Below are 11,133 nucleotides of genomic sequence, written 5' to 3'. Positions count from 1 at the left end.
CCTGAAGTATGCCGGCGGTGGCACTGTTTTGCCGACTTTGACGAGGACGGACAACCCAGCCGTTTTCTTGAGGATCATCCTCATATCTTGCGCTGGGTATTGAAGAGAAAGCAACAACTGGAGGTCAATGATGGATCTCGGCATAGAGGGTAGAGTGGCCCTGGTTTGTGGGGCAAGCAAGGGGTTGGGTAGAGCCATTGCCTTTGGCCTGGCCCGTGAAGGAGTTCGCCTGGCCATCTGTGCTCGAGGGAGAACAGATCTGGAGCAGACCGCTGCTGCCATACGCGCAGATACTGGAGCTGAAGTCTGGACTCGAGCCACAGACGTTGCTGTTCAGGCGGAGGCAGTAGCTTTTGTGCAAGAAGCAGGGCAGCAGTACGGCACAGTGGACATTCTAATAAACAACGCTGGTGGACCTCCAGCAGGTACCTTTGCCGAACTTGCTGAAGAACAATGGCAGGAGGCAATCAGACTGAATTTCTTGAGCAGTGTGTGGCTCTGCCGAGAGGCTGTGCCGTATATGGAGAAGCAGCAGTGGGGCAGGATAATCAACTTGACTTCAGTGGCTGTCAAGCAGCCCATTGATGGACTCATGCTGTCTAATGCTGCTCGTGCCGGCCTCACCGGCTTCGCCAAGACCCTGGCAAACGAACTGGCAGCAGCCAACATACTGGTCAATAATATCTGCTCCGGCTACATATTGACCGACAGAGTTCGGGACCTGGCAGAGACAGTGGCAGGCACAAAAGGCCTCACACCTGCTGAAGTTGTCCGGGGCTGGGAGCAGAGCATTCCCATGCAGCGCCTGGGTAGGCCAGAGGAGCTGGCGAACCTGGTGGTCTTTCTTGCTTCTGAGCGGGCCAGCTACATCACCGGCACTTCTATTCAGGTGGATGGCGGCTTTTATCGGGGACTTCTCTAATTGAGACCATTTGCTGTTGGCACCGTCTGGCCAGGCAAAGGCAGCGATCATTGGTGGTAGGTGAAGATGATGACAAGGGATACCCACGCCAGAATTTACCAGCAGGAGCTTCCCAGAAGACTCTGCCGCGACCTGGAAAATATTGCCTCATCCCAAGGAATTCACTGGCGGCAGCTTCTGGTGGATTGTCTGAGGCGATATCTAGGAGACTGGGACGGCCGGCAGCTCCTCGACCTGGAAGATGTACCCGCCGACGAGCACAATATAAGACTTTACCTGTGGATTCCTTATGAAAAATGCGATGAACTGGAGCAGCTGCTGAAAAGCAGAGGCATCCAGCTGCAGGAGCTGACCAGAGAAGCCTTGAGAACCAAAGGCCCTGGTGGAGAGGAGTATTCTCAACCTGAGACATCCAGTGCAAATCAACGGTAGTGGGGCGGTGTTTGCTGGCCCGCGTCGCTGTCCCGCCTTATGTTGTCTTTGCCTCTTCCAGTAATTGGTTGCGGTCTGTCACAAATGAGTTGTGTTGCCAGTCTGGTGTGACGAATAGCCATTTGCTGAACCGTTCATTCAACTCCTTTGCTTCCTGAGCCAGCTCCGCTACTGTTTTGTCAGCTGCCTTTGCTGTTTGTTTTACTGACTCTTCGACAGACTTCTTCTCCTTGTTCGTTGCAGGCGGCGAGAAGCCAACCTGCAGCCGCAGCAAACAGCCTACCTTTTCCGGGCATGTCTTGCTGGGATAGACGCGATAGGTGATGCCGTTGAATAGGCGATATTCCAGAAGATAGGGGAATTGCTTGTCCAGCGAGCTGGAGGCCTGCGCAGGATCTTGGACATCCTCTATGCGCAGGGAAGAAAGCGCTCTGACGAGCCTGTCTACAGTGATTTTCTTGAGCATTTTGCCTCTGGTCATTTTGGACAGCGAAAAGTCTTCCCCTCTCTTTGTTCGTGCCAGAACATAGTAGGTCTTTTTCCTATCACTGCTCAGGCAGGAAACCTCCTGTACTTCTTCTGCTGCCACCTGAACAGGGCGTTTTTGTAGCCAGCCGGGGGCTTCCCTGGGGAGGAAGCTGAAGGTAGAGTCCACCAGATACACCCGGGACTCCTCTGGCAGCCTCAGGTAGTGGCCGCCGCCGGGCCGGCCCGTTCCTGCGTTTTTCCTCGGCTTGCCAAACAGTATTGCAGCAAGCTGCCTTCCCTGGCCATCCAGCAGCTCTACCAGCAAACCTTTGCTCTCTTTGTCTGCATCCTTGCTGTCTGGAGGTTGCAGGGACAACCTCTCTAATGTCTCTGGCGAAGCTTTGAACTGTCGACCGACCTTTGCCTCCTTCAAGGTGCGGAGAAAATTGACAATCTTGTTGAAGTCGGCCGGATAGTCATAGTGACTTGCCACAACCCATAAATCATTTTTCCTGGCAAGTGAAACAGAGCCCTCTGCAGCTGTGAGATTGATAGCCTCGATTTTGTTCAGCGGCAGATCTGCAAAAAGACGCCTGCCCTGGGTCGCGGTAGATTGTTCCGGTGATTTTTGCTGCACTACCAAGAACGCCACCACGGCCACACCTGCCAGTACAGCTATCATGACAAGCAAGCTTTTCGCTTTCATGGCCTCCTCATTCTCCTCTGTCTGTAGATAGCGAAAAGAATCCCGGCAAAACAAACCACAATCGGCATTGCTAAAATGTTGAGCCACTTCAATCTGGTGCCCAGCGATTCGATGTCTGCCCGCAAATTTTTGCGCACCTCTTTGAGTTCACGATCGATTTTTCTTTTTTCTTGACGGAACCTGTCAATTTCAGCTTCCTGCTCTGGACTGAGTATCAGCTTTTGCGAGGAGTTCTTTCTTTGCTGCAGTTCCCTGAGTTTTTTGTTGGTCTCCTCGGCTCTCTTGGCCAGTTCCTTCTCTTTGGCCAACCAACGCTCTTGCGCCCGGCTTTGCAAGGCCAGCACAGTGGTAAAGGGTCTGTCCGACTTGCTTCGTGAGCGGAGTGCTATGAGGTCATCACTGCCGGTAAGTAATTCGCAGGCGTTGGCCACGAAGCTGAGGTTGTCGTTAAAGACCCTGGCAATGGGGAATCCGAGAAACCTGCCTCTGTGGACAAAAAATCTGTCTGCCAGCATGTCAGCATCAGCAACCACAATAACAGTAGACGGCTTGGCGGCTTCAGCAAGGTGGCTCGTTTCTGGCTGCTCCTTGCTGCTGGCATCTGTGGATTCTTCTGCAGAGGGCGGACCTCCGGGAAAGGCGGTCTTGAATTTTCCCCGAACGCGCACGGCAATGTTATACTGGTGGTCGCCGCGCACAAAATTTCTTCTCAGCGCGGCTGTGCCGAAATTTACCTGGAAGCTGTCGATCAGACCGGCATTTTTTCCCGACCGTATCAGTGGTTCGAAGTCGTACTCACTTTTTTCTGTTTTCTCGACTGAACCTGCCAATGGGAATAGCATACTTTCGAGTTTTGCCGTAATAATATCCTGCTGATTCAAGACGTCAGCTCTGGCTGAAATCATAACCGGGCTGTCTTCAACAGCGCCCGTCTGCGTCCGGACCCTGGTCAAATGATCGAAATCGACCAGAACTTTGCTGGTGTTCGCCACGATACCCCACTGCTTGAAAAGGCGGTCGAGCGATGAACTGGACGGCTGCCGGAAGCCAACCTGCTGCTGCCTGCTGTTGTCGGAGAGACAGAATGGATCCACAAAAATGATGCTGTTCTTGCCGGCAAGTATGTACTGGTCAACAGCGTATTGCATTTTTTCGCTGAGCTGCTTGGGGTGGATGATGAGCAGGAGATCTATTGCCGGGTCGATGCGGTCAGCGGAAAGTTGGATGCGCCTGACCTCATAGCTCTTCTCGAGCTCGGTTATAAAAAACCAGGGATTGGCGTCGGCTGGTTGTCCAGGCATGAGCGGGCCAGAAGAGCCAAATACCGGCAAGCTGCTGAGAACGCCCACCACTTTTTTCCGGGGTGACTCCAGCTGATGGATGATCCGGGTAAGATCGTATTCGAGCAGTTCTTCGCGATTTGGATCAAGCAGGGGAATCTTTTCCTCCCGATCTTGACACAAGAACACCAGTCCGCAGTAGATGCGGTCACCGGTACCAGTTTGCATGGGTTGTATGCCGTATGTCTGGGCCCATTCTTCTTCATCCGAGTCTACCTTGGGGTCGTATTCCTCCAACTGCACCTTGTTGTTGCTGGCATAGCGGTACTCCTCCAGAAAGTCTCTCACCCTGCGGGCATAGTGCTTTAGGTCGGTGGGAAAGTTGCGATTGCTCTTGCTGACGAACAGCTTTATGGTTATCGGTTCTTTGAGGTTGGCGAGGATGTGTTTGGTGCCAGGCGAGAGCGAGAAGATATGGTTTTCAGTCAGGTCCCAGCGGATATTTGCTTGAGAAAATATGACATTCACCAACACCAGGATGATGAACAGCACAACAGTCGCCAGCACAGAAAAGAGAGTCCTTCTGGCATCATAACCGCCCTTCAGCTGCCGTTGTTCCATATTCCAGCTCCCTTGTCAGGCACTTCTGCGGTTTTGCAAAACCATGCCATTGACGAAAAGCATGAAACAGATGACGGAAAAGTAATAAACTAGGTCTCGCAAGTCCAGGATGCCGCGCTGCATGGAGACAAAATGCGGCACAAAGCTGAAGCCAGCCACCACTTCCAGCAGCCATCTGGGGGCCCAGCCGGAAAAGATATCGGTTACCGGCGGCCATCCAGCCAGCACCAGGAAGAGGAGGATCACTACCGAAAGAATGAAGCTGATTACCTGGTTGCGGGTAAGAGAAGATGTCATGCTTCCCACACTCAGATAAGCGCCGGCGAGCAAGAGGCTTCCTAGGTAGCCAGTGAAAATAGTGCCCGGGTCAGGCTCTCCCAGGTAAAACACTGTCAGCACCAGAGGAAAGGTGAGCAAGAGCGCAATGGCGATAAATATCCAGGCAGCTAGAAATTTTCCCAGAATAAGCTCCGCGGGCCGGGTGGGCAGGGTGAATATCAATTCAATAGTACCTGTACGTTTCTCCTCAGACCACAACCGCATGGCAACGGCCGGCACCAGGAAAAGGTAGATCCAGGGATGCCATTGGAAAAAGGGACCGAGGTCGGCCTGCCCGAGTTCGTAGAAATGGCCAAGTGAAAACGTGAAAAAGCCGCACATGACGAGGAAGATGACTATAAAGACGTACGCAATGGGAGAGCCAAAGTATCCTGCCAGCTCTCGCTTGATTACAGTTCTTATGTTTCTCAAGAAACTGCTCATTTCCTTTCCTCTCCGGATGCTTCCTGAGTGATCAGGCGAAAGACCTCGTCAAGACGTCCTTCTTCCACTCTGAATGATTGCAACTTGCCTCCAGTGCCGGTGATAATCTCGGCAACCAGATCGACAACTGGCAGGGCGGCATCCTGTGGATAGACCCTGGCTTGTAGCATTTTCTCCTCTTCGTTCAAAACCTGCACCATCTTGATTGCCGAGGCCTCTTGCAACCTCTGCAGCGTGAGTTCTTTTTGCGCTGTCTCAACAGTAAAGCAGACGGAGCCGTGCAGTGGCGAGCGTCTTCTCAACCCTGCAGGAGTATCATCTGCCAGTATCTTGCCATGGGCGATGATAATGGCGCGGCTACAGACGGCCTCCACCTCCTCGAGGATGTGCGTGGAAAGAATGATGGTCTTGGCCCTGGCCATTTGCCGGATCATGGCCCTTACCTCGTGTTTCTGGTTGGGATCGAGACCATCGGTAGGTTCATCCATAATCAGGTACTCGGGATCATGAATAATGCTCTGGGCAAAGCACACTCTTTGCTTGAACCCCTTGGACAGGGTATTGATTGTCTGAAAGCGTACTTCAGAGAGAAAACACTGTTCGATTATTTCGGCAACTCTCTTTTTCCTGGTCGCGCCTGTAAGACCTCGTATTTCAGCAACAAAGTCGAGAAATCCAGTTACAGTCATGTCAGGATACACCGGCGCATTTTCCGGCAGATAACCTAGCTTTTTGCGCGCTGCCAGAGAAGAGCGTACTATATCCTCACCGCCAACCACAGCAGTGCCCGAGGTGGGGGTGAGAAAACCAGTAAGCATTCTCATTGTGGTGGATTTGCCGGCAGCATTGGGACCGAGGAACCCCAGAACCTCTCCCCGCTCCACCTTGAAGGAGATGTCGTCAACAGCTAGGGTCTTGCCGAAATGCTTGCGAAGATGTTTTGCTTCGATCATCTTTTTTCTTCCTTAGTTCAGTTTCGAGCCTGCTGTCTGTTGCCAGATGCTCCGAGCCGCTTTCAACCCTGTATCCGCTGCATGCCATTCAGCTGCGAATTTCTTGTGTCATAAATACCAGATAGGAGATTGCAAAACAAAGCAAGGTAATGGCCACCAGGGCCACCAGATGAGGATACACCACCAGCACACTTTGATCCAGTGAAAGAGGATTCTGAAAACGGGAAGAGGAAAGCCTCTCCAGAGGTCCCATGAGCACCAGACTTTTGGTGGTATTTCTCATGGGATCGATAATGGTGGCCGAAGCATTGGAGTAGAGCACCATGGGGGACAATAGTGAGATGTTTTCCTTCAACTTGGCCCTTTTCAGAAGAAGTTCAGTGCTTGCCTGGTTGTTGTCATGGCTGCTGGCAACGGCGTTTGCCAGAACGCTGGCTCCCAGGGAAACAAAGAAGGAAAGAAAAATCCACAGAGCAACGGCAGCGAGTGCTGAGGTGGCAACGCTTTTGAAGACAATGGAAAAAAGAATTGCCACCCCGAGCCAGAATGAGATGTAACAGATGCTGATGATCAGGTAGATCAATAACCTGGCCAATTCTTCCACTCCCGGAACGATTCCCAGAAGTGTCAGACCAAAGCCGGTGATCGTCAGCACAATGGCTGCCAGCATGATCGTGATGGTTGTCACCCCGGCAAGGAACTTGCCATTGATGACAGCATCACGATAAATGGGTTGAGATATAATCTTGATGAGAGTCCCCTGGGCCCGTTCTCTGTTGATGGCATCGAAGCCCATGACCAGGCCGATGAGCGGTCCGAAAAAGGCGACAAACTGGACCAGAGAAAAAAGCGCCCCAGTAGTATTGAACAACATGAGAAAGACAAATTTAGGCTTGACAGTTCCCTCGAGACTCTCCCTGAGGCTTATTCCTGCCATGTAAGTGGTGATGAGACTGACCATGGCAATCAGTGCAAAAAGAATCATAAATCGGTAACTGCTGAACTGGTCCGCCAGTTCTTTGCGGTACACTGCAAGCAGGCCTTTCATGTTCAGACCTCCTGAAAGTACTTCATGTAAATTTCTTCCAGGGTGTATTTTTCTCGACCGACGCCGAATTTTTCTCTGGCGAGGTCATCGATTGAGCCTTGAGCCACCATCCTGCCGCCAATCATGATGCCCACTCGGTGGCAAATTTTCTGTACTTGCTGCAGATTGTGCGAAGAAAGAAGCACCGTAATGTTTCTTTCCTGGTTCAAAGTTTTAATGAGTTCGATAAGTCGCAGGGCGCCGTCTGGATCCAGACCCGAGGTGGGCTCGTCTAGAAAGAGCACCTCGGGATTCTTCATGAGAACTTCGGCGATACCGAGTCTTTGCCTCATCCCTCTGGAATAAGTTCCCACCTTCTTGCTGTAGGTCTCCTCGGCAAGCCCAACGGTCTGCAGACATTGACGTATCCTGGTGTCAATCTCCTCTCTTGCTATGCCATTGAGCTCGGCAATGTAGTTGAGAGTCTGCAGCGCATCCAGATCACTGTAAAAGCCGACATTCTCTGGAAGATAACCAACCAGCCGCTTCACCTTAAGAGGATTCTTGCTGGGATTCTTACCGCACACTCGTGCGCTTCCCCCCGAAGGTTGGCAGAGACCGAGAAGCATGAGCAGCGTGGTTGTCTTGCCTGCACCATTTGGCCCCAGAAAGCCAAAGATCTCACCTTGCCGAATATGAAAGTTCAGCTGATCCACCGCAAAGTGATGGCCATACTTCTTGGTGAGATCCATAGTCTCAACAATTGCTTTGTTGTCCATGTCAACGCCTTCCCATTTTCATGAACATGACTACCATGCCGGCAACTACCAGGACAATAAGGCCGATGCCGACCCAGGCCCAGAGAGTTGCAGCACGGACCGTTACTCTCAGCTCCAAATCTTTCTGCGCCTTTTCTCCCTGGACAGAAATGCTCACGGAATAATCACCAACCAGCGCTTGTGAAGAAGGGGTTATGGTCATCTCGATCTGCTTTACCTCATCTGCTGCCAGGGTGTCTATCTTGTCAGGCGTGAACTCGATCTTCCAGTTTTCCGGTTTGAAAGAGAGAAAGTGGATATTATTCTGGGTGGCAGTACCGCTGTTTTTCACGTAGAAAGACATGTTTGCCGGCTTGCCCCGCAGAGCATTCAGAGAGAGCAAACCGCTTGCTGTGCCCACCTCCAGCTTGTAGGTGCCTGTGAGTACTACCGTGAGTTCAACTTCAGCAGTTGCCTTTTCTGAACTTGCTTTGACTTTGATGGGATACCTCCCAGGAACAGCCAGAGGTGAGGGCTTTACTTCCACAGCCATTGTCTTGCTCTGGTTTGCCTTGATTCTCAGGCTGGAAATATATTTTTCCTCATAGGCGGGCTTGAAGTTTATCTCCCAGTTCTTGGGCCCCTGGATTGACAATCGCATCCTGGGACATCTCGCTTTGAACTTCCAGGGAGAACTCAAACCTGGCATCTGTTGGGCCCTGCAGGACCGGGTAAGAGGTGTTGATGGTGAGCCCTTTGGCTTTCTTGTTGTCGCTTTTTTCCTTTACCTCAACGTTGAAACGGCAGGAAGCCGTTAGCTTACCATCATCCGTCTTGGCTGTAACAGCAAAGGAGTATTTTCCTGGGGCGACACTTTTGTCAGGTTCCAGCTCAAAAGTAAGGTTCTTGCTGTCGTCACTTGGTACGTGTATGCCGGTCACTTCGAATCTGTAAGTCTTTATTCTTGCCTGCCAGCCCGCAGGTACGGAAGTGACCGTGACGAAAATGTTCTCATCACGTCGGCCACCATTTTTTACTATGAGATCGATGCTGACATCTTCTCCCTTAGCTACAGCCACGCCGGTGTATTCTGGTGCTATGGATATGGCCCGCAGAGGGAGATCTTTGCTGTTCTCGGCTGCCGTGGCAAGCTGGATTGAGCTGGAAAGCAAACAGAAGAGGACAATTGCCACAATTAGGAGCCCCGTGTGTCTGCGAGCAGCATTTGGGCCGTTTCCTGCTGCCGAGTTCTGCCAGCTGCACTCAGAATGCAATGTCTGGTCAGCTTGCGCAGTGCCGCCAGATGCCATGCTGGACAGGCGCCTGCCACGGCGGTCCGGCAACATCTGTGGGCGAATCATCCGGGTTAGAGAGAAGGGGATCTTTTCTTTCAGTTCCATGGCACTCCTCCCTTGGCTCGTCCAGACTCCTCTGAATTGGAAAAGGGTGTTGATCGACAGCAACTGCAAACTATCTTTATTTTAGTAAATGATCAGCAGCGTTTTGTTCCAGAGAAAGTACTGGGCCGTAATTCTCAGGTGGGGCAACTGGCCAGGCTTCACTGCCTGGGTGCTCGGCTTGCCAGCAAAGGTTATTACCTTGGCGGAATATGCAGCGGAGCAAGGTGTGTGTGGTGATCTGTTTTGGGCTGTACAGGGTGGCTGGCCCCTGCCATCTTTCCAGCAACTAGGCGACCCCAGCTCTGCAATGCCACTGGGCGTGCACCTGTGAGGCTTCTGCAGGCCAGCACCTTATAACTTGCTGAACTGCTGTGAATTTTCTATGGCAAAATTTTTTTGATTTTTTTTTTGCAAAGGGTCTTGATTTTTTTTTCCAGATGTTTAAATTAGTCGTGTTAGCACTCCCTTCAGGTGAGTGCTAACACCATAGGCCACATAATTTCACTTTCAAATAGGGAAGCAGCAGACCAGGCCAACCTTCTCGAGAGCCTGAAGGGGGCCTGGGTGTGGACGTAGATGTGATTATGGATACAGGCGGCATCTACTGGTCGCCATGTGGGTGAGCAACAACAATGAACTTGGGTTTGCAGGGAGTTGATTTTCAGGCTCAATGGCTCGCTGGGTTTGAGTTTGCCAGCAGTCTTCCATTGCAGCCCCGGCTTCTGACAGGCTTCCCCTTTCCAGTCAGCAGAGTTTATCCACTCAAATCTCGAGAAAAGTTAGCTCGGCAGTCTCTGGATGCCGGCCGGCGAGCAGGGGTGCGGCCTGCTGGGTTGTGTCCAGGGGCGCATCTGGGGAGCGGTTCTGGCGTTGGCGCCCCATGAGCAACAAGAAAGGCAGCAGAGGAGCAATCCTCCACAGCGAGGATTGCTACCACAGTTAATGACAAGGAGGTATGAGGTATGAAGTTAAGGCCATTGCACGATCGAGTAATCATCAAGCGAATCGAGGAAGAGGAGAAGAGTGTGGGAGGGATCATCATTCCGGACACTGCCAAGGAGAAGCCGCAGCAGGGTCGGGTGGTGGCAGTAGGTAAGGGAAAGCGTCTGGACAATGGTAAGGTGAGTGAGATGACAGTCAAGGAGGGTGATCGGGTGCTGTTTGGCAAGTACGCGGGCACCGATATCAAAATAGATGGTGAAGAGCATCTGATCATGCGAGAAGATGACATATTGGCGATTGTCCAGTAAAGAGAGACTGTAAAAGAGGAGGTAAGTGATTTATGGCTGCCAAAGAAATCAAATACTATGGTGAGGCCAGGGAGAAGACCATGAAGGGTGTCAACATCCTGGCCGATGCGGTAAAGGTTACTTTGGGTCCCAAGGGAGAAGAGCTGGGGATCTCCCACCATCACCAAGGATGGGGTGACGGTGGCCAAAGAGATCGAGCTCGAGGACAAGTTCGAGAACATGGGAGCCCAGATGGTCAAAGAGGTGGCGAGCAAGACCTCTGATGTGGCTGGCGACGGCACCACCACCGCCACCATACTGGCACAGGCCATCTACCGTGAAGGTTCCAAACTGGTGGCGGCCGGGCACAATCCCATGGCATTGAAGCGAGGCATAGAGAAGGCAGTAGCAGCAGCAGTGGAAGAGCTGCGGAAGCTGAGCAAGCCCACCAAGGAGCAGAAGGAGATTGCCCAGGTAGGCACCATCAGCGCCAACAATGATGAGACCATTGGCAACATCATTGCGGAGGCCATGAACAAGGTGGGCAAAGAGGGAGTGATCACGGTGGAGGAAGC

At 52.1% G+C, this 11,133-nt stretch carries 11 protein-coding genes and 1 pseudogene; 4 read left to right on the top strand and 8 right to left on the bottom strand.

The window, feature by feature from the left end; genetic code table 11:
• Window positions 1-130: 130 nt before the first annotated feature.
• Window positions 131-922 (top strand): SDR family oxidoreductase, encoded by a 792-nt coding sequence (locus tag JRI89_15320; protein MBW2072608.1) that lies wholly within the window; start codon window positions 131-133, stop codon window positions 920-922.
• A gap of 66 nt (window positions 923-988) precedes the next feature.
• Window positions 989-1,354: a hypothetical protein gene (locus JRI89_15315; GenBank protein MBW2072607.1), complete on the top strand. Its 366-nt coding sequence runs from the start codon at window positions 989-991 to the stop codon at window positions 1,352-1,354.
• 37 nt (window positions 1,355-1,391) lie between these two features.
• Here the strand turns inward: JRI89_15315 and JRI89_15310 are convergent, their stop codons facing one another.
• From JRI89_15310 to JRI89_15275, 8 genes are all read right to left on the bottom strand, one after another.
• The gene (locus tag JRI89_15310; protein ID MBW2072606.1) at window positions 1,392-2,528 is read right to left on the bottom strand and encodes a DUF4340 domain-containing protein; all 1,137 of its coding nucleotides are present in this window, start codon (window positions 2,526-2,528) and stop codon (window positions 1,392-1,394) included.
• A complete protein-coding gene (locus JRI89_15305; protein MBW2072605.1) occupies window positions 2,525-4,429 on the bottom strand; it encodes a Gldg family protein in 1,905 nt (634 codons plus the stop codon). Before JRI89_15305 ends, JRI89_15310 begins: the two co-directional genes overlap by 4 nt.
• Window positions 4,430-4,444: 15 nt before the next feature.
• Window positions 4,445-5,179, bottom strand: a complete 735-nt coding sequence (locus JRI89_15300; protein ID MBW2072604.1) for an ABC transporter permease subunit — start codon at window positions 5,177-5,179, stop codon at window positions 4,445-4,447.
• 8 nt (window positions 5,180-5,187) lie between these two features.
• Window positions 5,188-6,144 (bottom strand): ABC transporter ATP-binding protein, encoded by a 957-nt coding sequence (locus JRI89_15295; protein ID MBW2072603.1) that lies wholly within the window; start codon window positions 6,142-6,144, stop codon window positions 5,188-5,190.
• Window positions 6,145-6,232: 88 nt separating this feature from the next.
• Window positions 6,233-7,192, bottom strand: a complete 960-nt coding sequence (locus JRI89_15290) for an ABC transporter permease subunit (GenBank protein ID MBW2072602.1) — start codon at window positions 7,190-7,192, stop codon at window positions 6,233-6,235.
• Window positions 7,193-7,194: 2 nt separating this feature from the next.
• Complete coding sequence (locus JRI89_15285; GenBank protein ID MBW2072601.1) at window positions 7,195-7,950, bottom strand: ABC transporter ATP-binding protein; 756 nt, start codon at window positions 7,948-7,950, stop codon at window positions 7,195-7,197.
• Between the two features lies 1 nt (window position 7,951).
• Window positions 7,952-8,590: a hypothetical protein gene (locus JRI89_15280; GenBank protein MBW2072600.1), complete on the bottom strand. Its 639-nt coding sequence runs from the start codon at window positions 8,588-8,590 to the stop codon at window positions 7,952-7,954.
• The gene (locus tag JRI89_15275) at window positions 8,532-9,329 is read right to left on the bottom strand and encodes a hypothetical protein (protein MBW2072599.1); all 798 of its coding nucleotides are present in this window, start codon (window positions 9,327-9,329) and stop codon (window positions 8,532-8,534) included. The genes JRI89_15280 and JRI89_15275 overlap by 59 nt, the downstream gene beginning before the upstream one ends.
• A 962-nt stretch (window positions 9,330-10,291) precedes the next feature.
• Between JRI89_15275 and groES the strand changes: the two genes are divergently transcribed.
• The gene (groES, locus tag JRI89_15270; protein ID MBW2072598.1) at window positions 10,292-10,579 is read left to right on the top strand and encodes a co-chaperone GroES; all 288 of its coding nucleotides are present in this window, start codon (window positions 10,292-10,294) and stop codon (window positions 10,577-10,579) included.
• A 32-nt stretch (window positions 10,580-10,611) separates the two neighbouring features.
• A pseudogene (gene groEL / locus JRI89_15265) lies at window positions 10,612-11,133 on the top strand (chaperonin GroEL).

This window comes from Deltaproteobacteria bacterium, assembly GCA_019309045.1.
Lineage (GTDB): Bacteria > Desulfobacterota > Syntrophobacteria > BM002 > BM002 > JAFDGZ01.
The sequence above is the reverse complement of the archived record's forward strand: the minus strand, read 5'-3'. Positions and strand labels throughout refer to the sequence as shown.